At 61.0% G+C, this 25935-nt stretch carries 21 protein-coding genes; 18 read left to right on the top strand and 3 right to left on the bottom strand.

What is annotated here, in order from left to right; all coding sequences use genetic code 11:
* Nucleotides 1-29 precede the first annotated feature (29 nt).
* The 6 genes from topA to BM341_RS01985 all read left to right on the top strand — a co-directional run bounded on the left by topA (nucleotide 30) and on the right by BM341_RS01985 (nucleotide 6484).
* A complete protein-coding gene (topA, locus tag BM341_RS02010; protein ID WP_089792387.1) occupies nucleotides 30-2660 on the top strand; it encodes a type I DNA topoisomerase in 2631 nt (876 codons plus the stop codon).
* On the top strand, nucleotides 2657-3121 hold the full coding sequence (locus BM341_RS02005; RefSeq protein ID WP_089792385.1) for a DUF6586 family protein: 465 nt from the start codon (nucleotides 2657-2659) through the stop codon (nucleotides 3119-3121). The genes topA and BM341_RS02005 overlap by 4 nt, the downstream gene beginning before the upstream one ends.
* A gap of 20 nt (nucleotides 3122-3141) precedes the next feature.
* Nucleotides 3142-3615 carry a LabA-like NYN domain-containing protein gene (locus tag BM341_RS02000; RefSeq protein ID WP_089792697.1) on the top strand — a complete coding sequence of 158 codons (474 nt, stop codon included), beginning with the start codon at nucleotides 3142-3144 and terminating at the stop codon, nucleotides 3613-3615.
* Between the two features lie 111 nt (nucleotides 3616-3726).
* Nucleotides 3727-4185, top strand: coding sequence for a hypothetical protein (locus BM341_RS01995; RefSeq protein ID WP_089792383.1), 459 nt, complete (start codon nucleotides 3727-3729; stop codon nucleotides 4183-4185).
* A 176-nt stretch (nucleotides 4186-4361) separates the two neighbouring features.
* Complete coding sequence (locus tag BM341_RS01990) at nucleotides 4362-5951, top strand: ABC-F family ATPase (RefSeq protein ID WP_089792381.1); 1590 nt, start codon at nucleotides 4362-4364, stop codon at nucleotides 5949-5951.
* 110 nt (nucleotides 5952-6061) lie between these two features.
* On the top strand, nucleotides 6062-6484 hold the full coding sequence (locus BM341_RS01985; protein WP_089792380.1) for a CopD family protein: 423 nt from the start codon (nucleotides 6062-6064) through the stop codon (nucleotides 6482-6484).
* Nucleotides 6485-6527: 43 nt separating this feature from the next.
* Here BM341_RS01985 and BM341_RS01980 read toward each other — a convergent pair whose 3' ends face one another.
* The gene (locus BM341_RS01980; RefSeq protein WP_089792695.1) at nucleotides 6528-6986 is read right to left on the bottom strand and encodes a DUF2231 domain-containing protein; all 459 of its coding nucleotides are present in this window, start codon (nucleotides 6984-6986) and stop codon (nucleotides 6528-6530) included.
* Nucleotides 6987-7115: 129 nt separating this feature from the next.
* Between BM341_RS01980 and coxB the strand changes: the two genes are divergently transcribed.
* The 6 genes from coxB to BM341_RS01950 all read left to right on the top strand — a co-directional run bounded on the left by coxB (nucleotide 7116) and on the right by BM341_RS01950 (nucleotide 14347).
* Nucleotides 7116-8051: a cytochrome c oxidase subunit II gene (gene coxB, locus BM341_RS01975; RefSeq protein ID WP_342713849.1), complete on the top strand. Its 936-nt coding sequence runs from the start codon at nucleotides 7116-7118 to the stop codon at nucleotides 8049-8051.
* Nucleotides 8048-10585, top strand: coding sequence for a cytochrome c oxidase subunit I (ctaD, locus tag BM341_RS01970; RefSeq protein ID WP_089792378.1), 2538 nt, complete (start codon nucleotides 8048-8050; stop codon nucleotides 10583-10585). The genes coxB and ctaD overlap by 4 nt, the downstream gene beginning before the upstream one ends.
* Nucleotides 10582-10938, top strand: coding sequence for a hypothetical protein (locus BM341_RS01965; protein ID WP_089792376.1), 357 nt, complete (start codon nucleotides 10582-10584; stop codon nucleotides 10936-10938). Before ctaD ends, BM341_RS01965 begins: the two co-directional genes overlap by 4 nt.
* 16 nt (nucleotides 10939-10954) lie before the next feature.
* The gene (locus BM341_RS01960; protein WP_245784117.1) at nucleotides 10955-13195 is read left to right on the top strand and encodes a heavy metal translocating P-type ATPase; all 2241 of its coding nucleotides are present in this window, start codon (nucleotides 10955-10957) and stop codon (nucleotides 13193-13195) included.
* Between the two features lie 101 nt (nucleotides 13196-13296).
* Nucleotides 13297-13911: a L,D-transpeptidase family protein gene (locus tag BM341_RS01955; protein WP_089792372.1), complete on the top strand. Its 615-nt coding sequence runs from the start codon at nucleotides 13297-13299 to the stop codon at nucleotides 13909-13911.
* A gap of 172 nt (nucleotides 13912-14083) precedes the next feature.
* Nucleotides 14084-14347 carry an Lpp/OprI family alanine-zipper lipoprotein gene (locus tag BM341_RS01950; RefSeq protein WP_089792370.1) on the top strand — a complete coding sequence of 88 codons (264 nt, stop codon included), beginning with the start codon at nucleotides 14084-14086 and terminating at the stop codon, nucleotides 14345-14347.
* Nucleotides 14348-14475: 128 nt separating this feature from the next.
* Here BM341_RS01950 and BM341_RS01945 read toward each other — a convergent pair whose 3' ends face one another.
* Both BM341_RS01945 and mfd read right to left on the bottom strand, forming a co-directional pair.
* Nucleotides 14476-15426: a L,D-transpeptidase family protein gene (locus BM341_RS01945; protein WP_425431965.1), complete on the bottom strand. Its 951-nt coding sequence runs from the start codon at nucleotides 15424-15426 to the stop codon at nucleotides 14476-14478.
* 325 nt (nucleotides 15427-15751) lie between these two features.
* Nucleotides 15752-19201, bottom strand: a complete 3450-nt coding sequence (gene mfd / locus BM341_RS01940) for a transcription-repair coupling factor (RefSeq protein WP_089792366.1) — start codon at nucleotides 19199-19201, stop codon at nucleotides 15752-15754.
* Nucleotides 19202-19427: 226 nt separating this feature from the next.
* Between mfd and BM341_RS01935 the strand changes: the two genes are divergently transcribed.
* The 6 genes from BM341_RS01935 to nqrE all read left to right on the top strand — a co-directional run bounded on the left by BM341_RS01935 (nucleotide 19428) and on the right by nqrE (nucleotide 25882).
* On the top strand, nucleotides 19428-20891 hold the full coding sequence (locus BM341_RS01935) for a glyceraldehyde-3-phosphate dehydrogenase (RefSeq protein ID WP_089792365.1): 1464 nt from the start codon (nucleotides 19428-19430) through the stop codon (nucleotides 20889-20891).
* A 310-nt stretch (nucleotides 20892-21201) separates the two neighbouring features.
* Nucleotides 21202-22551, top strand: a complete 1350-nt coding sequence (locus BM341_RS01930; RefSeq protein WP_089792363.1) for a Na(+)-translocating NADH-quinone reductase subunit A — start codon at nucleotides 21202-21204, stop codon at nucleotides 22549-22551.
* Nucleotides 22551-23777, top strand: coding sequence for an NADH:ubiquinone reductase (Na(+)-transporting) subunit B (locus BM341_RS01925; protein WP_089792361.1), 1227 nt, complete (start codon nucleotides 22551-22553; stop codon nucleotides 23775-23777). The genes BM341_RS01930 and BM341_RS01925 overlap by 1 nt, the downstream gene beginning before the upstream one ends.
* Nucleotides 23777-24592, top strand: a complete 816-nt coding sequence (locus BM341_RS01920; protein WP_089792359.1) for a Na(+)-translocating NADH-quinone reductase subunit C — start codon at nucleotides 23777-23779, stop codon at nucleotides 24590-24592. Before BM341_RS01925 ends, BM341_RS01920 begins: the two co-directional genes overlap by 1 nt.
* A gap of 2 nt (nucleotides 24593-24594) precedes the next feature.
* Complete coding sequence (locus BM341_RS01915; protein ID WP_089792357.1) at nucleotides 24595-25263, top strand: NADH:ubiquinone reductase (Na(+)-transporting) subunit D; 669 nt, start codon at nucleotides 24595-24597, stop codon at nucleotides 25261-25263.
* Nucleotide 25264: 1 nt separating this feature from the next.
* Nucleotides 25265-25882 (top strand): NADH:ubiquinone reductase (Na(+)-transporting) subunit E, encoded by a 618-nt coding sequence (gene nqrE / locus BM341_RS01910; protein ID WP_089792355.1) that lies wholly within the window; start codon nucleotides 25265-25267, stop codon nucleotides 25880-25882.
* Nucleotides 25883-25935 lie beyond the last annotated feature (53 nt).

Below are 25935 nucleotides of genomic sequence, written 5' to 3'. Positions count from 1 at the left end.
CGGAGGGGAACACCATATAGTGGAGCACTATGGGCAAGTCACTGGTCATCGTCGAATCGCCGGCCAAGGCGAAGACGATCAATAAATATCTCGGCAACGAGTTCGTCGTGAAGTCGAGTGTGGGTCATATTCGCGACCTACCGACCAGCGGCTCTGGCAAGTCGGCCTCCGACCCCAAGGAACGGGCGAAGCAGGCGGCGTTGACGCGCCAGATGTCACCGGACGAGAAGGCGGTCTACAAGAAACGCAAGGCCCACGACCAGCTCATCCGCCGCATGGGGATCGACCCGGATCACGGTTGGGAGGCCCATTACGAGATTCTGCCCGGCAAGGAAAAGGTGGTCGCCGAGCTCAAGAAGCTTGCCGAGAAGGCCGATACGGTCTATCTCGCCACCGACCTTGATCGCGAGGGCGAGGCCATTGCCTGGCACCTGCGTGAAACCATTGGCGGAGACGACAGCCGTTATCGCCGTGTGGTGTTCAACGAGATCACCAAGAACGCCATTCAGGAAGCCTTCCAGGATCCCGGTAGTCTCAATATTCCGCGGGTAGAGGCCCAGCAGGCGCGTCGCTTCCTCGACCGTGTCGTGGGCTTCATGCTCTCGCCCCTGCTCTGGGCCAAGGTGGCCCGAGGCCTTTCTGCCGGCCGGGTCCAGTCCGTGGCGATGCGCTTGATCGCCGAGCGTGAGCGCGAGATACACGCCTTCGTTCCTGAGGAGTTCTGGGATGTCCACGCCGAGCTCGTGTCGAATGATGGCGAGCCGGTACGCTTCGAGCTGGTTCGTCAGGACGGCAAGCCATTTCGTCCCACGTCGGAGGCCGAAACGCTTGAGCGTATTGCCGCGCTGAGGACGGCGAAGCTGGCCATTACCTCGCGGGAGGACAAGCCGACCAGTTCCAAACCGAATGCACCCTTCATTACTTCGACCTTGCAACAGGCGGCCAGCGGCAGGCTGGGTTTCTCGGTCAAGAAGACCATGACCCTGGCGCAGCGCCTCTACGAGGCGGGCTACATCACCTATATGCGTACCGATTCGACCAACCTTTCCAAGGATGCGGTGGAGGGTGTTCGTGACTACATCGGCAACGAATTTGGTACCCGCTATCTTCCCAAGGAGCCTAATCGCTATTCCAGCAAGGAAGGTGCCCAAGAGGCGCACGAAGCGATTCGTCCCTCCGACGTGGCGCGCCAGTCGACAGAGCTTGCCGGTATGGAGCGCGACGCCGAGCGCTTGTATGAACTGATCTGGCGTCAGTTCGTGGCCTGTCAGATGACTCCCGCAGAATACCTGTCCAGCACGCTGACCGTGCAGGTAGCGGGCTATGAACTCAGGGCCAAGGGCCGTGTGCTCAAGTTCGATGGTTACACCCGGGTGATGAAGCCCATGGGGCGCAAGGAAGAAGACCAGTCGCTGCCGGACCTCGCCGAAGGCACTCCCATGTCGCTTGAGCGTCTCGAGCCGCTGCAGCACTTCACCAAGCCGCCGGCCCGCTACACCGAGGCAAGTCTGGTCAAGGAGCTCGAGAAGCGCGGTATCGGCCGGCCCTCCACCTACGCCTCGATCATCTCGACGATTCAGGATCGCGGCTACGTGAAGCTGGTCAACCGACGCTTCTACGCCGAGAAGCTTGGCGCCATCGTGACCGAACGGCTCAAGGAGTCCTTTCCCGATCTGATGGACTTCTCCTTCACGGCGCGCATGGAGGACAGTCTCGACGAGGTCGCCCAGGGCGAGCGCAACTGGCAGGCATTGCTGGATGCGTTCTACGCTGAGTTTCGCCTCGAGCTCGAGAAGGCCGAAAGCGAAGAGGGCATGCGGCCGAACCAGCCGGTGCCCACCGATATTGACTGCCCCAGCTGTGGCCGCAAGATGCAGATCCGTACCGCCTCCACCGGGGTATTTCTGGGCTGTTCGGGGTACAACCTCCCGCCCAAGGAGCGCTGCAAGACTACGATTGATCTGATCCCCGGCGACGAAGCCGTGGCCGAGGACGCGGGAGAGGAAGCGGAGACCAATGCGCTGCGCGCCAAGCAGCGTTGTCCAAAATGCGGCACGGCCATGGACAGTTACCTGATCGACGAAACCCGCAAGCTGCACATCTGTGGCAACAGCCCCGATTGTGATGGCCATGCGGTCGAGCAAGGCAAGTTTCGCATCAAGGGCTACGACGGGCCGACCATCGAATGTGACAAGTGTGGCAGCGAGATGCAGCTCAAGTCGGGCCGTTTCGGCAAGTATTTCGGCTGCACCAACGATGAGTGCAAGAATACCCGCAAGCTGCTGAGAAGCGGTGAGGTGGCCCCACCCAAGATGGACCCGATTCCCATGCCGGAACTGGCCTGCCAGAAAGTGGAAGACCACTATGTGCTACGCGATGGCGCCAGTGGCCTTTTCCTGGCGGCGAGCAAATTCCCCAAGAATCGCGAGACGCGCCCGCCGCTGGTGCGCGAACTCAAGTCCCATGGCGACGAACTGCCCGAGAAGTATCGCTACCTGCTCGAAGCGCCCAGCGAAGATCCCGACGGACGTCCGGCCCAGATCCGCTTCTCACGAAAGGCCAAGGAGCAATTCGTGATGACCGATGAAGACGGCAAGGCCACCGGCTGGAAGGCGACCTTCAATAACGGCAAATGGCAGGTGGAGGACAAGCGCAAGTGACGCCGCGATCGCGTACCAATCAGTTGCTCTACCAGGCCGAATTGTTGCTTCAGATGCGCCCGGGCACGGACGAGCACGCCGAACCGCGTCGCATGGCGACCGAGGAGGGCGCGCTGGCACTGACTGAACTGGCGCTGGAGTCGCTGCTGCGGGAGGTCACCGAGCATGCCCGGCTCGAACGTCACGACTGGCGTGAGCTGTTAGGCGACGAAGGTGCCGGGATCGCCGAACTGCAGCGTCTTCGCGAGCTGGCCTCGCGGCCCGACAGCTGGTTGGCCTGGCTGGTGGTTCGCCTCGAGGCCCTGCATGGCAGCGACGGGGTGGCCCGGCGCTCCAGTGGGGCGGCACAGGGCTTGATCGCCACCGGCAGCGGCGCGGCATTGGGCGATGAGCTGGCCTGGTGTCTGCGTGAGGCCAAGGCGGAGCTTGCCGCGCTTCGCGAGACCAGCGAAGAGTGGTAACCGTGCCGGCGGAAAGCGCTGTGGAGCGTGTCGCCCTCTTCGTCGATGTCCAGAACGTCTATTACACTACGCGCCAGGCCTTCGGCCGCCATTTTGACTACAACGCCTTCTGGTTGCGCTTCGCGGCCGGGCGAGACGTAGTCGTGGCCAATGCCTACGCAGTGGAACGCGGGGATCCCAAGCAACGTCAGTTTCAGAATATCCTGCGAGGCATCGGTTTCGACGTGAAGCTCAAGCCCTTCATCCAGCGCAGCGATGGCTCTGCCAAGGGCGATTGGGACGTGGGGATCGCGCTTGACGCCATCGAAGCCGCGTCACGAGTCGATCGTGTGGTGCTGGTTTCCGGCGATGGCGACTTCGACATCCTGGTGGAGAGAATGCGCGAACGTCATGGCGTCGCGGTCGACGTGGTGGGCGTGGAATCGCTCAGCGCCGATTCACTGATCCGTGCGGCGAGTCAATTTGTGCCGATTGATACCTCGTTGCTGCTTTAGGCGATATGGGGCCTCCTTATTGCTTTACACCAAGCGTTCGATATGTTGGTCCTCGAAGACTGTGGGTGTTTTTGCCAGAATAGGAAGACACGTCACCCAGGAGAGATCCTTATGCCGGAACACTTCATGCTGAGTCCTGCCTCGAGCGGGCTTTTGTCGCCGAAGATGCTGGGCTACTGGACCGATGCGCATTTACGTGACGCGCCAGATGAGTCCGGCATCTATTGTGTCTTTCGAGCGGCCAGGGACCCTGAGAGCGAAGAGATGATCGTTCAGCAGCTGCTGTATGTGGGTGAGCACCGCAGTGCGCGCTATGGGATCGAGCATCATCCCGACAGGGAGACTTGGCGGGCCTTCTTGAAGCCCGACGAGGAGCTGTGGTATTCGGTGGGGTTGGCGGGCCATGCCAATCGAGAGCGCTTGGCCGCGGCCATGATCAATGCCCATAAGCCGCGATTCAATAGCCACAGTCAGTATCTCGATCGCTTCCCCTTCGATGAGACGACCGTTCATCTCTATGGCAAGACGGACAAGCTGCAGAGTCTCTTTACCGTGGAACGACAAGACTAATCACCGTAGAATGTCAAGACTGACCCAGCCCATTGCCAGCCCACCACGCCAAGGCATCGCTCAGCCGCTTCTTGCGCAGTGGGGCGATCGCCTTGGGCAGGTGGGGCAAGGCGATGTGAGAAGCGCCCATAACCGGTACAATCGCGGACTTTTGCGATCTGACTGGACCCCTCTACGTGATCTCCACTGCCAACATCACCATGCAATTCGGGGCCACGCCCCTGTTCGAAAACGTTTCCATCAAGTTTGGCAGCGGTCACCGCTACGGATTGATCGGTGCCAACGGTTGCGGAAAATCCACCTTCATGAAGATTCTCGGTGGCGATCTGGAGCCGTCGGGCGGCCAGGTGATGGTTGAGTCGGGCGCCCGGCTCGGCAAGCTGCGACAAGATCAATTTGCTTTCGAGGCCGAACGGGTTATCGATACCGTGATCATGGGCAACCATGCGCTGTGGCGAGTGACGGCCGAACGCGAGCGCATCTATTCGCTTGCCGAGATGAGCGAGGCCGACGGCATGGCGGTCGCTGACCTCGAGGTTCGTTTCGCCGAACTGGATGGCTATACGGCCGAGTCGCGTGCCGCCGAACTATTGCTTGGCCTGGGCATTCCGATCGAGCAGCATACGGGACCCATGAGCGAAATCGCGCCAGGCTGGAAGCTGCGAGTTCTGCTGGCTCAAGCCCTGTTTTCCGACCCCGACGTGCTGCTGCTGGACGAGCCGACCAACCACCTCGACATCAATACCATCCGCTGGCTGGAGAACGTATTAACGGCACGCAGCGGCACGATGATCATCATTTCCCACGACCGCCATTTTCTCAATAGTGTCTGCACGCACATGGCGGACCTGGACTACGGCGAGATCACGCTGTTCCCCGGCAACTACGACGATTACATGATCGCCGCCACGGCCGTGCGTGAACGCCAACATGCCGATAACGCCAAGAAGAAGGCCCAGATCTCCGAGCTTCAGGCCTTCGTCAGTCGCTTCTCGGCCAACGCCTCCAAGGCCAAGCAGGCCACCTCACGCGCGCGTCAGATCGACAAGATCAAGCTTGAGGACATCAAGCCATCGAGTCGGGTCAGCCCCTTCATTCGCTTTGAGCAGAGCAAGAAGATTCACCGCAACGCGGTTAATGTCGAGACCTTGAGTCAGGGCTATACGGGTGAAGCACCGTTGTTCGAGGGGTTGAGCATGACCGTCGAGGCTGGCGAACGTATCGCCATCATCGGGCCCAACGGCATCGGCAAGACCACGCTGCTCAAGACGCTGGCCGGCGAACTGGCCCCCTTGGCTGGGGGCGTCCGCTGGACCGATAGCGCTGAAATCGGCGTCTTTGGCCAGGAGCATAGCGATAACTTTGCCAACCAGGCGACACTTTATGAATGGATGGCGCAATGGACCACCGGTGGCGAGCAGGTGATTCGCGGCGCCCTGGGCCGCATGCTGTTCTCGGGCGACGATATCGGCAAGTCGGTCAAGGTGATCTCCGGCGGCGAGCAGGGTCGGATGCTGTTTGGCAAGCTGGCACTGACACGCCCCAATGTATTGCTGATGGACGAGCCCACCAACCACATGGACATGGAGTCCATCGAAGCGCTCAACCTGGCACTCGAACACTACCCCGGTACGCTGATTTTCGTCAGCCACGACCGAGAATTCGTCTCATCGCTCGCCACGCGTATCCTGGACATGAGCCGTGAGGGGATCATCGATTTTACAGGTGGGTACGACGATTACCTGAGAAGCCAGGGCCATTACTGAATTATGCCTATAACAGGACGTCGGGAACTGGTGGGCTGAGTGAGGTTCGTCTAGGGTGAATAGGGGCCCGTCTGCGATCGTGCCGTTGGGCGTCTAGCGCAAGGAAGCACATGCCCTGGATCAAGATTCTTCATATTGTGGCACTGGTCTGCTGGTGCGGCACGCTGCTCTACCTGCCGGCGATGATCGCTCAGTCGGCGCGTGCCACGCCTGATGCCCCCGCCTATGCGATTGACGCGCCATTCATGCCGCGTTTCCTCTACAACAGCGTTGCCACCCCTGCGGCACTGGTTGCCATCATCTCGGGAACCTTGTTGTTCCTGCTCAATAACATCGCCAGTGGCTGGCTGGTGCTCAAGCTTCTGGCGGTGGCTGTCATGATAGCGGCGCATGGCACCTGTGCCCTGTTGCTCGTGCGTCTGGAAAAAGGTCATCAAAAGGGTGTGAGACCCGTGGCACTCGTCACCAGCATGATTGCCGGTGTAAGTATGCTGGTCGTGGTGGGTCTGGTACTGGCCAAGCCTGAGCTGTAACGGACGTCAGACAGGGAGAGCATGGATGTCGGATTGCCAAGGATCATTCTTCCACTTCGACACCGACGGCATGATCATAGACGAGCTGGCCGCCCAGCAAGCCGGCCAGGGTAATCAATGCCGCCGTGGTCAGGCTGAGTGCCAGCCCCCAGGGCAGCAAGGTCTCGCCATTCAGGCGCCACAGCCAGTTCAGCGATGCCAGCGACAGCAGCAGGACCGCGACGATGGCGTGGCTCCAGGCAGTGACCAATCGGCGGATGCGCCTCACGCTGACCAGGTCGATGACGCCCGCCACGCTTGCCGTCCAGCCACCCAGGGCCCCGACCCCCGCCAGCCACAACGATGCCCTGGCCCAGAAAGGGTCCTGGGTATAGAGATACCCCAGATCACTGGCGACCAGCGCCAGCAACGCCGCTACGGGGAAATGGATCATTACTGGATGCAGCGGGTGCCCGGCAATGGCGGCGCGACTTCTGATAGTGCGTTGCGTCACGATGGGCATGCCATCCTCCTTGATCGCAATGAGAGTCCTGCTCGCATTCAACGCCTCGGGCGCAGGCGGGTCAAGCACGCCCTTCCAGCACTGGCAGCGACGACGCTGGGGCTTGCCGGTTGCAGCGGCGACTACTCGATGCTGGACCCTTCCGGACCCGCCGCCCGCGATATTGCCTTTGTATGGTGGGGGATGCTGACCTTCTTCACGCTGGTGTTTGGAGTGGTGGTCGCACTGTGGCTGGCTGCCTTTCGACGCCATGAACACCGTGAGCGCAGTGAAGGGGAGGTGCGCCGTCTCTCGCGACGCTGGATCATCGGCGGTGGTCTGTTGCTGCCAGGCGTGACGATCCTGGTCCTGCTTGTCTTCGGCGTGCCCGTCGGGCAACGCATGCTGACCCTGCCCTTGCCGGGCGGTGAGGATCCACGGGTGATAGAAGTCATTGGACATCAATGGTGGTGGGAGGTGCGCTATCCGGATACCGGTGACGGTGAGGTGGTCACCGCCAATCAACTGGTCATGCCGGTTGGCGAGCCGGTGGATTTTCACGTCTCGGCGGGTGATGTCATTCACGCCTTCTGGATACCGCGGCTTGGCGGAAAGATCGACATGCTACCCGGCCGCGTCAATCGCATCCGCCTTCAGGCCGACCAGCCAGGTGTCTTCGGTGGACAATGTGCCGAATTCTGCGGTACCCAGCATGCCCATATGAAGCTCTACGTGGAGGCGATGCCGCCCGCGGATTTCGACACCTGGCTGAGCGCACGCCAGGCGCCGGCCAACGTGGGCGATGACGAGCAGCATCAAGTCGCCCGCGAGGCGTTCGCTCAGCACTGTGCACAATGCCACCGGGTTGCAGGGGTGTCACAGGCAACTGTCGGTCCCGATCTGTCGGATGTCGGCAGTCGCCCCACCCTGGGGGCCGGTGTGATGGCCATGGAAGATGGCGCAATCGCCCGTTGGCTGGCCGTCCATCAGCGTTTGAAGCCCGGCAACCTGATGCCCGTCCATGATCAACTCGATGCCGAGACCCTTGAAGACCTCGGTAACTGGCTGGAGACGCTGAACCCATGAGCGACACCCAGGCACCCGGTAAACACGAACGAAGCGAGTCCGCACAGCTGCATCGCGAACTCGAGGTCGTCTGGCGCAACCCGCGTGGCTGGCGAGCGCTGACCGTGGTCAATCACAGCACGCTGGGCCTGCGCTTCATGGCCACCGGGTTGGCCTTCTTCCTGATCGGTGGCGTGCTGGCGATGCTGATCCGCGCCCAGCTGGCGTTGCCGAGCCAGGCTTTCATGACCCCGGATATCTATCACCAGATCACCACCATGCATGGCACGGTGATGATGTTCCTGTTCGCCATTCCCGTTCTCGAGGGACTGGCGATCTACCTGATCCCGAAGATGCTCGGCACTCGCGACCTGCTGTGTCCACGACTCACCGCTTTCGGTTACTGGTGCTACCTGTTCGGCGGCATCATCCTGTTGTCGAGCATGGCGCTGGAAATGGCGCCCGACAGTGGCTGGTTCATGTATACCCCGCTGAGCAGCGGCGAGTATTCGCCGGGGAAAGGCTCGGATTTCTGGTTGCTCGGCATCACCTTCGTCGAGATCTCGGCGCTGTCGGCTGGGGTTGAACTCACGGTATCGATTCTGCGCACGCGCGCTGACGGCATGGCATTGCACCGCATGCCGCTGTTCGCCTGGTACATCCTCGTCATGGCATTGATGATCGTGGTCGGGTTCCCGCCGCTGATTTTCGGCAGCGTGCTGCTGGAGCTGGAGCGCGCCGCGGGCATGCCGTTCTTCATCGTCGAGCAGGGGGGCGACCCGATACTCTGGCAGCATCTGTTCTGGCTCTTCGGCCATCCAGAGGTCTACATCATCTTCCTGCCGGCAGCAGGGATCGTTTCGACCCTCTTGCCGGTCTTCGCGCGTCGCCCCATCGTCGGCTACGGCTGGGCGGTGGCGGCAGTCATCATCACCGGCTTCATCAGCTTCGGGCTTTGGGTTCACCACATGTTCACCGTGGGGATTCCGCATCTGGCCCAGGCTTTCTTTTCGGCTGCCAGCATGCTGGTCGCGGTGCCGACCGCCATTCAGGTGTTCGTCTGGTTGGCGACCCTGTGGCTGGGGCGGCCGCGCATGTCCCTGCCGATGCTGTGGATACTGGGGTTTCTGGTCATTTTCGTATGCGGGGGGCTCACCGGGGTCATGCTGGCGCTGGTGCCGTTCGACTGGCAGGTCCACGACACCCACTTCGTGGTGGCGCACATGCATTATGTGCTGGTGGGAGGAATGTTCTTCCCGCTGATGGCGGGGTTCGTCTACTGGTTACCGCTGGTCTCCGGTCGTATGCCCTCGGAGCGCCTGGGGCGGCTTGGCTTCTGGCTGACCTTCCTGGGTTTCAACCTGACCTTTCTGATCATGCACTGGACGGGCCTGCTGGGCATGCCCCGGCGCGTCTATACCTACGACAGCGCCATGGGTTGGGACATTTATAATCTGATCTCGTCCGTCGGCGGTTTCATGTTATCCGCGGGTATTGCCATGGTGCTTCTCGATCTAGCGTTGCACTGGCGCTTCGGGCGTCCGGCGCCGCCCAACCCCTGGGGAGCGGATACGCTGGAGTGGGGGCTGTCGATGCCGCCAGCACCGTATAATTTTGCCAGTTTGCCGACGATCAAGAGCCGCCACCCGCTGTGGGATAACCCGGCGTTGGGTGACGAAATGGCGAGAGGCGAGCACGCGTTGGCCGATGCGAGCCACGGTCGCCGTGAGATATTGGGCGGTGAGGTGCTTACCGGACGCGTGCGCGAGAGAATTCATATACCCTCCAATAGCTGGTGGCCTCTGTTCGCCGCCCTGGTGCTGGCGGTGGTCTGCATCAGCCTGCTGGTGCGCCTCTACCCCTTGGCGTTGGGCGCCTTTCTGGTGGCGGTGGCGATGTTGTTGCGTTGGGCCTGGGAGAATGGCGGCCATCCGATCGCAGCGCCACTGGGCGACGATGAACCGACCTCGCCGCCATTGCATTCGCGGACCCGTGGCGGTCCCGCTCGCTTCACCATGGGTGTGTCACTGATTGCCGATGGGGCCTTCTTTCATTCGCTGCTGTTCGGCTGGTTCTATCTCTGGAGCGTCTCACCCCAATGGCAACTTCCCGAGCAATCCCCGCTCGACCCGATGCTGCTGATCGGCGCCGGGATCGCCTTTGCTCTGGGGATGCTGTGGCTGGAGCGTCGGCTGCGCCGGTTGTACGCCGGCGATGAGACGCGCCTGGCGCTGGCGTTCTATCTGATCGCCGCGCTCGGTGGGCTGCATGTCCTGTTGCTGGTAGCGCTGTTGTGGCAAGCGGATCTCGCCCCGACCGACAATGCCCACGACGCCGTGCTGGTGGTGTCGCTGGCCTACCTGCTGGTGCATGGCCTGCTGGCCACTCTTCTCATGGCGCTGCAAGGGCGCCGCGCGGCGCTGGGCTATGTGGGTGTCCGTCTTCCCATGGAGCCTGGGGTCGTGGCGCTGTTCTGGCGCTACCAACTGGGCATTTACGCCATCCTGGCGGTGTCGCTCGGTGTGCTGCCACGTGTAATCGGAGGTGGGGCATGATGCGCCGCGTTCTCTGGTTGGAAACCGAGCATCCCATGCAACTGGTGCTGGGCCTGACGATCTGGAGCCTGTGGTTCGTGACGGCCTATGGCGGGTTGTCAGTCGTTTGTGCGTTGGCGCCGCCCGCGCCCGAGCAAGGGGCCTTGACGGGCATCAACCTCGTGCTGGGGGGCCTGACCCTCGTGACGCTGGGTTTCCTCGCGTGGATGACCCAGCGTTGCATGGCGGCGGCCCGGCGCAAGCGAGGAAGGTTGCGTTATATGAGCGCACTGGCGGGAGGGTTGTATCTTTTCTCAACCGTCAGTGTGGCGTTCGTGGGGTTGCCGCTATTAATGCTGCCGCCGTGCCTGTGACGGTGGCATTGGCCCGATGACGTCACCCACTACGTTGCCGGCCGATCTGGTTGATGCGTCACCTGTCACCGAAGCCCTCTTTTCGCTCGAGGGAATGTGGTGTGGCGGCTGTGCGCTGGCAATCGAGCATCGGCTGAGCGGCCTGCCGGGCATCAGCCGTGTCGGGGTCGATTATGCCAGTGCCACGCTACTGGTCGAGGGTGAGTCCGGGGCGATTCGCCGTGATGTCTTGTCCGGGCCGGTGTCCAGGCTTGGCTATCGGCTCTGCCTGCTTGAGCGGGCGCCGGATGCCGAGGCGAGACTGGACGGCGAGAGCCATCGCCTGGCCAGCCGGCTGATCGTGGCAGCGGTGTTCGGCATGTGGACCATGCTGGCCTCATTGTTGATCTACGTAGGTGCGATGCCCGAGCCACGTCTGGAGCGTATTCTCGCCTGGGTGTCCGGCGCGTTTGCCCTGCCGGTCGTTGTATATGCCGGGCGGCCCTTTTACCTGGCCGCCTGGCGCACAACGCGCGCCGGCTGGCCGGGTATGGATGCACTGGTGTCGTTGGGTGTGTTCGCTGCGCTGGGCGTCTCGGCCTGGCTGTTATGGCGTGGGGAAGCCGAAGTCTATTTCGATACGGCCGTGATGCTTATCCTGTTGCTGCTGGCCGGGCGCTGGATCGAGACCCTGGCGCGCTATCGGGGGTTGCGGGCGCTTCGCGGATTGGTTCCTGCTGCCGAGCGCATACAGGTGCTGCGCGAGGCGGGCGACGCCTGGGTGGCGCCCGCCGAGGTGGAACCTGGTGAGCACATTCGCGTAGCGCCCGGGGACATGGTGCCGCTGGATGGTGAGCTGCTCGATGTCGCCGCAAAGCTTGACCTCTCGCCACTCACCGGAGAGAGCCGCAGCCAATGGGTAACGTGTGGCGACCAGGTCGTGGCTGGTTCGCGCAATCGGGGCGAGGCGTTGAGCATGGTGGTAACCGCTCGGGCGGGTGAATGCCGCATGGACAGGCTATATCGCGAGATGCAGCGTGCTCAGGCCACCAAAAACCGACGCCGTGCCTTGGCCGAGCGTTTTGCCGCCTGGCTATCGCCGTTGGCCCTCACGTTGTCGCTGGTGACCCTGGGCGCCTCGTTCGCCTTCGGCGTGGCGATTGACGAGGCCATGGTACGTGCGCTCTCGGTCCTGGTGGTGGCCTGTCCCTGTGCGGTGGGACTGGCCGTTCCCTTGGCCAGTCTGGGCGGTACGGCCCGGGCATTGGAGCAAGGAGTGGTGTTTCGTGATCCCTCGGCCATGGAAATGGCCGGCAATGTCCGCTCGGTGGCCTTCGACAAGACGGGAACCTTGACACTGGGTGAACTGGCGGTCACGGCGATCGAGACGGCCCCTGAGCTGAGCAGAGGGGAAGTGCTGGGGCTTGCTGCGTGTCTCGAGTGGGGAAGCGAGCATCCGGTAGGGCGGACGATACGACGACAAGCCATGGAGGAGGGCGTGCCGCTGGAAGGAGCGCCCTGGCGGATCGAGGAGCGGCAAGGTCGGGGGCGTCATGCCTGGCTGGTGCCGACGGACGCCGATGATAAGGAACATAGGCGACTGAGTATCGGCAGCCCCGAGTGGTTGGCCGAACTTGGGGTCGCGGTGCCGTCCGAAGCCGATGACACGTCGGCCTGCACGCGGGTCGATATGGCCCAGGGGCGCCGCTGGCTCGGAACGCTATGGCTCACCGATACACCAGATGCTTCGGCCGCTCCATTGCTGGCCTCGTTGCAGCGAGAGGGGATCGTCGTGGCATTGATCAGCGGCGATCGAGCGCCTCTGGTCCACCGGCTCGGACGAGACCTGGGGCTCGACGAGAATGCCTGTTTCGGAGGGCGACGACCGGAACAGAAGCTCGCATTGGTGTCAGCGCTCCCGCATCCGTCCCTGTACGTGGGAGATGGCATCAATGATGCCCCGGCGCTGGCGGCCGCGACGCTTGGCATCACACCTCTCGGCGCCAGCACACAGGCAAGGGACGCCGCCGCCATTCAGCTGCTCCGGCCCGGGCTCGGTGGGGTGCGTGTGGCGATCGATACCGCTCGCGCCACCCAGCGTGTGATGACGCAAAACCTCACCCTCTCGATGCTCTATAATGCTCTCGCGCTGACCCTGGCGGTGTGGATGCCGATACCCCCCCAAGCCGCCGTGCTGGCCATGTTCTTGAGCTCCGTCAGTGTGATCGGCAACGCCGCCCGACTGGGCTTTGCGTCATCCGGTCAATCTGGAAGGTGAGTGACACTATGCTTCGCGTCGTCCCGCGGCGGTGAAACGCCACTGACAAGGGGGCGGTAATTGAGGTATGTTCGTCGCAACCTTCATTCGAGACTCATGTAATGCCATCTCTGTCCCGACGTCACTTTACCCTCATGGCGCTGGCGGCTCCGCTTAGCCTGCTGGGGGGCAAGGCCGCCAACGCCAACCTGGTCGATCGTGTTCTGTTGCAGGCCATCGTGCCACGACACGACGATGAAGTCTGGGTGCTGGTCGACGATAGAGAGGCGGCATTGTCGGTCTACCGTGGGAACTATCGTCTCGAGCATTTTTCCCCCATATCGCTGGGTCGCGGCGGGGCCAGCCCACAACGTCTACGTGGTGACCGGGCAACCCCGCTGGGCGAGTTTCGCGTCAATCGCTTCAATCGCCAGAGCAAGTTTCACATTTTCATTGGCTTGGATTATCCCACTCCCACTCATGCGCGCATGGCCCTCGAGTCGGGGGTCTACGACCAGCAAGACTACGACAATTATTTTGTTTACTACCGCCGCCATGGCTATCCTCCACAGGATACCGTGCTTGGAGGTTACATCGGGATCCATGGGGTCGGTAACGGCGATCCCGACATCCATGAGCGCTTCCATTGGACCGATGGATGTGTCGCGGTCACCGATGTCCAGGTCGAACGCCTGACTTCGCTGATCGATATTGGCACGCGGGTAGTGATCCGCTAGGCTTGGCCTACGTAGGGAATGTTGAAGCTATGGACAAGCGTTGCCGAGTATAATAAAACAGCGTTTGATGTCTGTGCTTCGCAGCTCAGATGCTGCATGTTAGCCTGCACGTGCAGGACGCCTGCTAGTCAGGCAATCAACGCAAGACCAAGGAATACTCAAGGAGAACCCTATGACTCTGAAGACCACTTTGAAGATGACTGCTGCCGCTGCCTCACTGGCCGTTCTGGCTGGTTGTGCTTCTACCGGCGCGCTGGAAGAAGTTCGCACGACCGCTGAATCCGCCCAGGCGGATGCCGCAGAAGCGCGCAGCATCGCGACCCAGGCACAGAACACTGCCAACCAGGCACAGCGCGACGCCCAGGCGGCTCTGCAGATGTCCGAGCAGAACCGTGACGAAATGAACCGTATGTTCGAGCGCTCCATGCAGAAGTAATTCTGTTTGAGTGTCGGCATTCATCGAAAGATGATGTCGGTTCTGCAGTAGAAAAAACCCCGCCAGCGCGGGGTTTTTTCGTGAGATAGGCATGTTAAATGCCGCCTGCGTTATGTAAGTAAACCTTTTCAGGCACCCTCAAAATCCTCCCCTTGGTGAACAGTCGCTTCGAGAAAGTCATACAGGGTGTCGGGGCGATCTTTGCGGGGCAGCGCATCCTCTTCAGCGGAGCGAAGCAGCGAGACGATAGCACCATCGGGCGCCTCGACCAGGCGTCTCACCTTGGCATAGTCCACCGGTGGTTCGGCCTCGCCGAAGGCGGTTGAAACCACTCCAAGGGCATTGATCAGCGGCTCGAAACTCGCCTGGTTCTCTTCCAGCTGAGGAAACGACTGGGCATAGAGGACACCATCCTGAGACCAGCCGGCCTTGAAGGGTTGATCGATGATATTTACCGGCGTACCACTCGGCACGCGCTCGAACAGCGATTTGATATCTTCGGGATACATGCGGATACAGCCGCGACTGACGCGCATGCCGACGCCTTCGGGTCGATTGGTGCCGTGAATCAGGTAACTCGGCAGGCCCAGCAGGATGGCATGCCTGCCCAGAGGATTCTCCGGTCCCGGCGGCACCACGGTAGGCGGTGGTTCACCTCGTGCCGCGGCTTCTTCGCGCATCGAGCGCGGCGGAGACCAATGAGGATCCTTGACCTTGACCGTCGTGCGGGTTTCACCGACTGGCGTGCCGAAGCCGTCGCGTCCAACGCTGATAGGATAGGTTTCGACGATATTATCGGCGGAATAATAGTAGAGACGCAGCTCCGAGAGGTTGACGACGATACCCTCGCGTGGCGCCTCGGGCAGAATGTGGCGCTTGGGAATCATGACTTCGGTTCCCGGAAGCGGAGCCCAGATGCTGACCTCGGGGTTGGCCATGCGAATCGCCTCGTAACCCACGTTATGCTGGCGGGCCAGGTCGACCAGGGTATCGCCCTTCTCGATCACGACCGACTCGTCCTGACCGATGACGCTACCCGTCTCGGGCAATAGATAGTGACCCCGCGGCAGGTCTCGCATGATGTCGCTTCCCTGCGCCTGCGCCTTCGCGTCTACCGGCATGAACGCCATCGCGAGTAAAGTAGCGACGAACAAGGTGGCGGCAAGCAGTCGGGAAGCTAACAGTCGGGGAGATAGCCCGGCGAATATCAATGTAGAGCGATATTTCCTCGTTCGGCCTGCCAGCAATATGTCATCCATCGAGTTTTACTCTTCCTTCGTCAAGTGAAGTGATCCTCATCACGCATCGGCAAGCAGTGCGACAAGTAGGATGTTAATTAACCGTCATCCGTATGATTGCACCGCGTGGTGATGTATCGCCAGTGTTCACGCGGTGGCTTGTCGTTCAAGCGGCTTGAGCCTTGCGGTTGAGAGCGTCCAGCAATGTCTCCACGGCCTGGAAGCGTGCCTGTTCATTATGCATGTCGGCTTCGAAGCGCAGGGTGTCGGCACCATCGAGCCGGTAGCGATCAGGCGCCTGCTGGATCAGTTCCACCAGAGTCAGCGGATCGACGCGGGTTCCTCCGCCGAAGGTCAGCCTTCCTCTTTCGGGGCCGGCCTCGAGGCGTACGATGCCCAACCGTTCGGCCCGCTGGCGCAAGCGAGTCTGGTGCATCAGAGTCTTCACGGGTGCCGGCAACAAGCCGAAGCGATCGATCATTTCCACCTGCAACTCCTTGAGCTCGCCTTCATCTACGGCGCTGGCGATACGCTTGTACATGACCAGGCGCTGTTGAACGTCATGGAGGTAGTCGTCGGGAATCAGCGCCGGCAGGTTAAGACTGATCTCCACGCCTTCCGCCAATGGTGATTCGATGTTGGGCGTCTTGCCGGCGCGGATCGCCGCCACGGCCCGGTCGAGCATTTCCATGTAGAGGCCGTAGCCGATCGCCTCCATCTGGCCGCTCTGCTCCTCGCCGAGCAGTTCGCCTGCACCGCGGATTTCCATGTCGTGGCTGGCCAGGGTGAAGCCGGCACCGAGCTCTTCGGCCTGGCCGATGGCCTCCAGACGCTTGACGGCATCGCGGGTCATGGCGCGAGGCGGTGGCGCCAGCAAGTAAGCATAGGCCTGGTGGTGGCTACGTCCGACGCGACCGCGAAGCTGATGCAGCTGCGCCAGGCCGAACTTGTCGGCGCGCTCGATGATGATGGTGTTTGCGCTGGGTACGTCGATCCCGGTCTCGATGATCGTCGAACACACCAGCACATTAAAGCGCTTGTGGTAGAAATCGGACATCACACGCTCAAGCGAGCGCTCCGGCAACTGGCCATGGGCGACCCCGACACGCGCCTCGGGTACCAGCTCGCGCAGCCGCTCCGCGGCCGTCTCGATAGTCTTGACCTCGTTGTGCAGGAAATAGACTTGACCGCCGCGCAACAGCTCACGCAGCAGCGCCTCCTTGATGACCGCCTCGTCGCGTTGCTGGACGAACGTCTTGACCGAGAGCCGTCGCGGTGGGGGGGTGGCGATGATTGACAGGTCGCGTATGCCGCTCATGGCCATGTTAAGGGTGCGCGGAATGGGGGTTGCCGTCATGGTGAGGATATCCATTTCGGCGCGCAGGCTCTTGAGTTTCTCCTTCTGGCCTACGCCGAAGCGGTGTTCCTCGTCGATGATCAAGAGCCCCATCCTTGGCAGTCGGGTCTGCTTTGAGAGCAACTTGTGCGTGCCGATGACGATATCGGCCTTGCCTTCCTCGATTCGCTTCAGCGACTCTGCCTGCCCCTTGCCCGAGGTGAAGCGCGAGATAATCTCGATATTGACCGCGGTATCGGCGAAGCGGTCGCGGAAGTTCTCGTAATGTTGACGGGCCAGCAGGGTGGTAGGTACCAGTACCACGACCTGGCGGCCGGAATGAACGGCCAGGAAGGCCGCGCGCATGGCGACCTCAGTCTTGCCGAAGCCAACGTCACCGCAGACGACGCGGTCCATGGGCTGTGGGGCGGTCATATCGTCAATCACCGCGGCGATGGCGGCGTGCTGGTCGGGCGTTTCCTCGAAAGGAAAGCTGGCGGCGAAGCGCCGATAGGCGTCATCGGGCGGGTCGTAGGCGAAACCCTGGCGGGCCTCGCGACGCGCATAGATATCGAGGAGCTCGGCCGCTGTATCGCGGATTTTTTCGGCGGCCTTGCGTTTGGCTTTCTGCCAGCGCTCCGAGCCCAGGCGATGCAGTGGAGCGAGTTCATCGTCGGCACCGGCATAGCGTGAGATAAGGTGCAGGCTGTCGACCGGGACATAGAGGCGAGCCCCATCGGCATATTCGAGCGCTACAAACTCGGCCGCCTGACCGCCGGCATCGAGCGTTTCCAGGCCCAGGTACCGGCCGACGCCGTGGGCCTGATGCACCACAGGGGCGCCGGGACGCAATTCCGAGAGATGGCGAATCGCCAGTTCGTTATCGTCGGTCGCCTTCTCGCGACGCCGGCTCTGACGCACGATATCGCCGTACAGCTCGGTCTCGCTGATCACCGCGAGGTTGGGCTCGGTCAGCCATAGGCCGGCATCGATTTCCCCCTCGGTAAGCGCCAGGCGTGAGTCTGCGGCCAGAAATGCCGGGAAGTCGGCCACATGGGGAAGCGTGAGCCGCAATGGCGCCAGGGTTTCCTCCAGCGCCTCGCGGCGTCCACGCGACTCCGCCACGAAGAGCACGCGACTGTCTTGTTGCGTGGTCAGAAAATGTTCCAGGGCGGCGAGCGGCTGCTTGGCCCGTGCGTTGACCGCTACATCGGGTGGCGGCTGGGTTGCCGGCACACTCGCATGGCGATGTTCGCTGTCATCGGTCAGCTCGACGCGAGGGTGGCGCTTGATGGCGGCAAAGACATCGGCCACAGGGACGAAGGCACGGTGTGGCGGCAGCAGCGGCCGGGTCGGGTCAACGCCAAGGTTCTCGTAACGGCTCTCGATGGCGCTCCAGTGGTGTTCTGCGGCGGCAAAGACCTCGGGTAGCAACGCCACGCGCGTGCCTTCGGCAAGGTGCTCGAAGAGGGTGGCGGTATGGTCGAAGAACAGGGGTAAATACTGCTCGAGACCAGGAGAGGGGATGCCCTTGAGCGCGTCGACATAGAGCGGGCACTGGCGGGGATCGACATCGAAAAGGGTTTCGAAACCCTCGCGGAATCGAGCGATAGCCTCCGGGGAGAGAGAATATTCGTGTGCCGGCAGCAGCTCGACCTTGTCGACCTTGTTCCGGCTGCGTTGGGTGTCCGGTTGGAAGTGGCGCAGGGTGTCGATCTCGTCGTCGAACAGGTCGATACGCAATGGGTCTTCGCTACCCATGGGGAACAAGTCGATCAAGGCGCCACGCAGCGCGTATTCACCCGGTTCGTACACCGTTTCAACGGCACGGTAGCCGGCACGCGAAAGCGCGTCGCGAAATCGTTCGCGGTCGAGGCGCATGCCGGTTTCCAGCGTCAGTACCCGGCCGGCGATATATTCGACCGGCGGTAGTCGCTGCATCAGGGTATTGATCGGCACCAGGACGATGCCGTGTTCGCCATCCTGAAGCCGGCGCAGAGTACGCAGCCGCGATGAAACGATGTCCTGATGGGGCGAGAAGCTGTCATAGGGCAGCGTCTCCCAATCCGGAAAGGGCATCACCGAGGTGACGGCGAAGAAGCGCAGGTCGTTTTCGAGCCGTTGCGCCTGGGCGGTGTCAGCGGTAATCACCAGCAGTGGGGCATCGTCGGCCAGATGGGCGAGCGCCAGGGCGCCAGCGCTGCCATGGGGCGTCTGCCAGTAGAGCGTATCGCGCAGGCCCTGGGGCCGCGGCGGGTTTAGCGGCGAGAATGTCGGCATGGTGTCTTCGGCTGGAGGCAAAGGGTGTCTTTGGCTTGAGGTAAGAAGTGACGGTACGCTTCCCGGGCGGCAAGCCACACCATGATACCAGCCTGCCATGAGGCGTGTAGTCAACCTGTGCTTTCTGTAATCTCTTTACAGCGGTTACGACCATCCTGCGATTGCCCCAGCGATGGAGGCCCAGGATAATAGCGTCCCACACCTATCACCGTCAGAGAGGCTTCACGTGAGTCAACCCCCCCTCGATACTGTCTTCCAGGAATGGCATGACAATCAGGCGCTCGCCGAACAGATGATTCCGCTGATCGGCAGTCTCTATCGCCGGCACAATGTCGTCACGACGCTTTACGGCCGTTCGCTCTTCAACCGCAGCGTCATTCGCATCCTCAAGGATCACCGCTTCGTGCGTAAGGTCGAGGGCACCGAGCTTTCCGTTCAGGATACGTTTCCGCTGGTTCAGGCCATGGGGCAACTCAATCTCGGGCCGGCGCACGTCGACGTGGGTAAGCTGGGGGTGGCGTTCAAGAAGCAGGGCAGGGGGGACGCTCTGGCGTTCATGCGCGAGGAACTGGCCGAGATTGTCGATGGTCATGACCCCAGCGCCGGCAACGGCAAGCCAAAGGACGTTGTGCTCTATGGCTTTGGGCGTATCGGGCGGATCCTGGCAAGGGTGCTGATCGAGAAGGCGGGGGGCGGCAACCTGCTGCGCTTGCGCGCCATCGTGGTGCGCGGCCGCGGTGATATTGCCAAGGATCTCGAGAAGCGGGCGAGCCTGCTGCGTCGCGATTCGGTTCATGGCCCCTTCAACGGCACGATCAGTGTGGACACCGAGGCTCGGGCCCTTATCGCCAACGGTAACCTGATTCAGGTGATCTACGCCGACTCTCCGGCAGACGTCGATTATACCGCCTACGACATCGATAACGCCGTAGTGGTCGACAATACCGGTATCTGGCGTGATGAAGAGGGCCTGGGTCAGCATCTGGCCTGCAAGGGCGTGGCCAAGGCGCTGCTGACGGCGCCGGGCAAGGGAGATATCAAGAATATCGTCTTCGGCATCAACCACGGCGATATCGCGGCGGAAGATCGCATTCTCTCGGCGGCATCGTGTACCACCAATGCCATCGTGCCGGCCTTAAAGGCGATCAACGACGAATTCGGTGTCGTTCACGGGCATGTCGAGACGGTGCATGCCTATACCAACGACCAGAACCTGATCGACAATTACCACAAGGGGGACCGTCGTGGCCGCAGTGCGCCCCTGAACATGGTGCTTACCGAGACTGGCGCCGCCAAGGCTGTAGTCAAGGCCTTGCCAGAGTTCGCCGGCAAGCTGACCGGTAACGCCATCCGCGTGCCGATCCCCAACGTATCCATGGCGATCCTCAACCTGACCCTCGAGAGAGAGACCGACGCCAACACGCTGAACGACTACCTGCGCCGCATGTCGATCGACTCCACCTATCAGAAGCAGATCGACTATGTAGATTCACCCGAGGTGGTTTCCTCGGACTTCGTTGGCAATCGTCATGCGGGTATTGTCGATGCCAAGGCGACGATCGCCAATGGACGTAACGCCGTGTTGTATGTCTGGTATGACAACGAGTTCGGCTACAGCTGCCAGGTGATCCGCATTCTGCAGCACATCTCCAACGTTCATTTCCGCAAGTTGCCCCGCGCCAGCGAATGATGCCCCGTGCTGTCGCTCCTCGCCCAAGGAGCGGCAGCATGCCTGCCTGAGAGTATGTGTTGCGACGCTGTCCGGCGTCGCGATAACGCCAGTTGATATCCGCCCGAGTCGTGTCGCCGCCCGCTGCAGGGCGCCATCTTATACCTTGGGTCATGTGGTCATTCTGACGGCATGTCTTTATAATATCCCTGATATTCGGGGTGGTCCGGGACGTGCCCGGGCCTGTCTGGTAACGTACTGAAACCACAAGAATTCGAATCCATTCGAACCCCTTTCCTTCGTATATCCGATCCATCAACTGGGCGAGACTATGATCGAAGTCAAGAAAGGCCTGGATCTCCCCATCATGGGGGCGCCCGAGCCGCGTATCGAGGATGCGCGGCCGGTGCGCCACGTGGCGGTCCTGGGAACCGACTATGTGGGCATGAAGCCGACCATGGAGGTCCGGGAGGGGGACAGTGTCAAGCTGGGGCAGCTGCTCTTCACCGACAAGAAAACCGATGGTGTGCGATTCACGGCACCGGCCGCTGGCGAGGTGGTAGCGATCAATCGCGGTGAGAAGCGCAAGTTGCTATCGGTCGTCATCAAGGTCGCCGAGACCGAGGAGGCGATCGAGTTTGTGGCTCATGGTCGCAACGAGTTGATGAGGCTGGATCGACAGCTCGTGGTGGACCAACTGGCCGAATCGGGGCTCTGGGCGGCCCTTCGTACCCGCCCGTATTCGCGCACCCCTGCCCTCGATGGGACTCCGGAGAACATCTTCGTCACTGCCATCGATACGCACCCCCTCAGTGCGGATCCTGCCGGAATCATCAACGAGCAGCCCGAGGCCTTTGAAGATGGCCTTAAAGTTCTCACACGCCTCACCGAAGGCAAGGTGTATCTGTGCACCGCACCCGACGCATCCGTTCCTGGCGGCGACGTCGAGGGCGTGCAGGTCGAGACGTTCGGTGGCCCACACCCGGCCGGTCTGGTCGGCACCCACATCCATTTCCTGTCACCGGTGGCACTTCACAAGCGTGTCTGGCATATCGGCTACCAGGACGTCATTGCCGTCGGCAAGCTGTTTGCCGAGGGCAAGCTGGACACCAGCCGGGTCGTCGCCGTAGGAGGTCCGCGTGCCAAGGCACCCCGCCTGCTGCGTACGCGTATCGGTGCCAGCACGCTGGAACTTCTCGATCAGGAAGTGATCGACCCCCACGATACGCGGGTCATTTCCGGTTCCGTGTTTGCCGGCGCGACCGCCGAAGGCTCTCTGCGCTACCTTGGCCGCTTTCATAATCAGATCTCGTTGATCGAGGAAGGGAACAAGCGTTCCTGGCTGGGATGGCTGTCACCGGGGAAAGATCGCCATTCAATAATGGGAATCTATCTTTCCCACTTCAAGGGCCTGCACGATTATGCGCCCACCACTTCGACCAATGGCTCCGAACGGGCAATGGTGCCCGTGGGAACTTACGAGGAAGTGATGCCGCTGGATATCATGCCCACGCAGCTTCTGCGCACGCTGATCGTCGGTGATATCGAAACCGCCATGCAGCTTGGCTGCCTGGAGCTGGACGAAGAGGACCTGGCGCTCTGTACGTATGTTTGCCCGGGGAAATATGAATACGGCCCTATCCTGCGTGACAACCTCTCCATGATCGAGAAAGAGGCCTGATGATGGCTATCCGACAAACACTCGATAATCTCGAGCCGCATTTCCACAAGGGCGGAAAGTACGAACAGTTCTATCCCCTCTATGAGGCGGTGGATACCATTTTCTACTCGCCGGCAAACGTCGCCAAGACAACGGCCCATGTGCGTGACGGTATCGATCTCAAACGCATCATGATCACTGTCTGGGCCTGTACCTTCCCGGCCATGTTCTTCGGCATGTGGAATGCCGGCTGGCAGGCCAATACCGCGATTGCTGACGGCTACGCCTCGATGTCGGGCTGGCGCGAAGCGATCACGATGTTGTTCTCCAGCGGCCACGACCCCGATAGTCTCTGGGCCAACTTCGTGCTTGGAGCGACCTATTTCCTGCCGATTTACCTGGTGACCTTCGTGGTCGGTGGGTTCTGGGAGGTACTGTTCGCCATCAAGCGCGGCCATGAGGTGAACGAAGGCTTCTTCGTGACCTCAGTGCTCTACGCCTTGATCCTGCCTGCCACCATTCCGCTCTGGCAGGTGGCGCTGGGTATCACCTTTGGCGTAGTGATCGGCAAGGAAATATTCGGTGGTACTGGAAAGAACTTCCTCAACCCGGCGCTGACGGGGCGTGCGTTCCTCTACTTTGCCTATCCCGCCCAGATCTCCGGTGATGCCATCTGGGTCGCCGCCGATGGCTACACAGGGGCCACCGCGCTTTCCGTAGCGGCGCAGGACGGCATGGCGGCACTTTCCAGCCAGTGGAGCTGGTGGGATGCGTTCATCGGCTTCATGCCGGGCTCGGTGGGGGAGGTCTCGACGCTTGCCATACTCATCGGTGCGGCAGTCTTGCTATGGACGAAGATCGCCTCGTGGCGAATCATGCTTGGCGTTTTCCTGGGCATGGTGGTCACCAGTACACTATTCAATCTGATGGACTCAGAGACCAATCCGATGTTCGCCATGCCATGGCACTGGCACTTTGTGGTGGGCGGTTTTGCCTTCGGCATGGTGTTCATGGCCACCGACCCGGTATCCGCGTCGATGACCAATCAGGGCCGGCTCATATTCGGTGCGCTGATTGGAGTCATGACCGTACTGATCCGAGTGGTGAACCCCGCCTTCCCGGAAGGCATCATGTTGGCGATCCTGTTCGCTAACCTGTTTGCTCCGCTGATCGATCACTTCTTTGTACAGGCCAACATCAAGCGCCGCTTGCAGCGTACTGGTGTGCCGGCCGAGGAGACTGCCTGATGGCACAGAGCAACAACTCCATCAAGAAGATTCTGACGGTAGCGTTCGCACTCTGTATCGTGTGTTCGGTTATTGTTTCTACCGCCGCGGTGGCGCTGCGCGAAAGGCAGCAACTCAATCAGGAACTCGACCGCAAGACCAACATTCTCGAAGTGGCCAACCTCTATGAACCGGGAATGGATGTGGAAGAGGCATTCAGCGAGATCACCGCACGCGTCGTGGATCTGCGTACCGGCGAGTACACCGACGAACTTGACCCCGACACCTACAATAGTTTCGAGGCGGCTCGTGACCCGGCGTCCTCACGTACCCTGTCGGGTGATCAGGATATTGCCGGCCTGTCTCGTCAGGAGAACTATTCCACCGTCTACCTGGTGGGCGACCCGGATGATCCCGAGCAGATCATCCTGCCCATCCGTGGACAGGGGTTGTGGGGGCTGATGCGGGGATATATCTCCCTTGAGGGCGACGGCAATACTTTCGTCGGCATCACTTACTATGACCACAGCGAAACCCCGGGCCTTGGCGCAGAGGTGAACAACCCCCGCTGGCAGGCCCAGTGGCAAGGCAAAGAGGTCTATGCTGAAGAGGGTGACCTGGCGCCAGCTATCGAGCTGGTCAAGGGTGGCGCCAACGAGGAAACGGAAGTGGATGGCCTGTCTGGTGCGACACTGACCAGCCGCGGTGTTACCAACATGTTGCAATTCTGGTTGAGCCCGGAAGGGTTCGGCGACTATCTGGCGAAGTTCCGTAGCGGCATCGACCAGGAAGACGCCCAGAATGCCGAAGTCGAACTCGAAGCTGAAGGAGCCTGATCATGGCGGCAGATACTCCCAAGGGCGTTCTGACAACGCCGATCTTCAAGAATAACCCCATCGCCTTGCAGATACTGGGTATCTGCTCGGCCCTGGCGGTGACCACCAGCATGAGTGTCTCGATGGTCATGGCGTTGGCCGTGATCTTCGTTACGGCTTTCTCCAACCTGTTCGTATCGCTGATTCGTAACCACATCCCCTCTTCCATCCGCATCATCGTGCAGATGACCATCATTGCCTCGCTGGTCATCGTGGTAGACCAGATTCTCAAGGCTTACGCCTACGAAATATCCAAGCAGTTGTCGGTCTTCGTCGGATTGATCATTACCAACTGTATCGTGATGGGCCGCGCCGAAGGCTTTGCCATGACCAATACGCCCGGCATGTCGTTCCTTGACGGCGTCGGCAATGGTCTGGGATATGGTTTCATCCTGATGGTGGTGGGTTTCTTCCGCGAGCTATTCGGCGCCGGAAGCGTCTTCGGTTTCACCGTGCTGCAACCGGTACAGGATGGTGGTTGGTATGTGCCCAATGGCCTGTTCCTGCTGCCACCTTCGGCGTTCTTCATTATCGGCCTGCTGATCTGGGTATTGCGCACCCTCAATCCTGAGCAGATCGAGGAGAACGAGTTCAAGATGAAGGAAAACACCCAGCCGAAGGAGGCCGTGTAACATGGAACATTATCTCAGCCTGTTCGTCGCTTCGGTCTTCGTCGAGAACATGGCCCTGGCGTTTTTCCTTGGTATGTGTACGTTTCTGGCGGTATCCAAGAAGGTGTCGTCGGCCTTCGGACTGGGAATTGCAGTCATCGTGGTACTGACCGTAACTGTCCCGGTCAACAACCTCGTCTATAGCTTCTTGCTCCAGGAAGGGGCGCTGACTTGGACGGGCATCAGCGGTGCCGAAAACATCGATCTCTCATTCCTCGGGCTGTTGAGCTATATCGGGGTTATCGCTGCCTTGGTGCAGATCATGGAGATGTTCCTCGATAAGTACGTTCCGGCACTTTATAACGCCTTGGGGGTATTCCTGCCATTGATCACAGTCAACTGCGCAATATTGGGCGGTGTGCTGTTCATGGTCGAGCGCAGCTACAACTTCGGTGAGTCGGTGGTGTATGGGTTCGGCGCCGGCGTCGGTTGGGCATTGGCCATCACCGCCTTGGCCGGTATCCGCGAGAGGTTGAAATACAGCGATGTTCCCGGCTCGCTTCAGGGGCTGGGCATCACCTTCATCACTGTGGGTCTGATGTCACTGGGCTTCATGTCCTTCTCCGGCATCCAGCTCTGAGGCACGTCATGTTGTTCCGGCGGCACGCCGTGCTGTCGGAAATCAGGCAACGT

This window comes from Halomonas korlensis, assembly GCF_900116705.1.
Lineage (GTDB): Bacteria > Pseudomonadota > Gammaproteobacteria > Pseudomonadales > Halomonadaceae > Halomonas > Halomonas korlensis.
This window is presented reverse-complemented; position numbering and strand designations above follow the sequence as displayed.

Excerpts from the sequence above, each read along its gene's own strand:
- BM341_RS01965 (WP_089792376.1), top strand. The coding sequence starts at position 10,582 with ATGATGCGCCGCGTTCTCTGGTTGGAAACCGAGCATCCCATGCAACTG.
- BM341_RS01915 (WP_089792357.1), top strand. The coding sequence starts at position 24,595 with ATGGCGGCAGATACTCCCAAGGGCGTTCTGACAACGCCGATCTTCAAG.
- ctaD (WP_089792378.1), top strand. The coding sequence starts at position 8,048 with ATGAGCGACACCCAGGCACCCGGTAAACACGAACGAAGCGAGTCCGCA.
- BM341_RS01985 (WP_089792380.1), top strand. The coding sequence starts at position 6,062 with ATGCCCTGGATCAAGATTCTTCATATTGTGGCACTGGTCTGCTGGTGC.
- BM341_RS01945 (WP_425431965.1), bottom strand. The coding sequence starts at position 15,426 with ATGCGAGACCTGCCGCGGGGTCACTATCTATTGCCCGAGACGGGTAGC.
- BM341_RS01995 (WP_089792383.1), top strand. The coding sequence starts at position 3,727 with ATGCCGGAACACTTCATGCTGAGTCCTGCCTCGAGCGGGCTTTTGTCG.
- BM341_RS01960 (WP_245784117.1), top strand. The coding sequence starts at position 10,955 with ATGACGTCACCCACTACGTTGCCGGCCGATCTGGTTGATGCGTCACCT.
- mfd (WP_089792366.1), bottom strand. The coding sequence starts at position 19,201 with ATGCCGACATTCTCGCCGCTAAACCCGCCGCGGCCCCAGGGCCTGCGC.
- BM341_RS01955 (WP_089792372.1), top strand. The coding sequence starts at position 13,297 with ATGCCATCTCTGTCCCGACGTCACTTTACCCTCATGGCGCTGGCGGCT.
- topA (WP_089792387.1), top strand. The coding sequence starts at position 30 with ATGGGCAAGTCACTGGTCATCGTCGAATCGCCGGCCAAGGCGAAGACG.
- BM341_RS01930 (WP_089792363.1), top strand. The coding sequence starts at position 21,202 with ATGATCGAAGTCAAGAAAGGCCTGGATCTCCCCATCATGGGGGCGCCC.
- BM341_RS01980 (WP_089792695.1), bottom strand. The coding sequence starts at position 6,986 with ATGCCCATCGTGACGCAACGCACTATCAGAAGTCGCGCCGCCATTGCC.
- coxB (WP_342713849.1), top strand. The coding sequence starts at position 7,116 with ATGCTGGACCCTTCCGGACCCGCCGCCCGCGATATTGCCTTTGTATGG.
- BM341_RS01925 (WP_089792361.1), top strand. The coding sequence starts at position 22,551 with ATGATGGCTATCCGACAAACACTCGATAATCTCGAGCCGCATTTCCAC.
- BM341_RS01950 (WP_089792370.1), top strand. The coding sequence starts at position 14,084 with ATGACTCTGAAGACCACTTTGAAGATGACTGCTGCCGCTGCCTCACTG.
- BM341_RS01920 (WP_089792359.1), top strand. The coding sequence starts at position 23,777 with ATGGCACAGAGCAACAACTCCATCAAGAAGATTCTGACGGTAGCGTTC.
- nqrE (WP_089792355.1), top strand. The coding sequence starts at position 25,265 with ATGGAACATTATCTCAGCCTGTTCGTCGCTTCGGTCTTCGTCGAGAAC.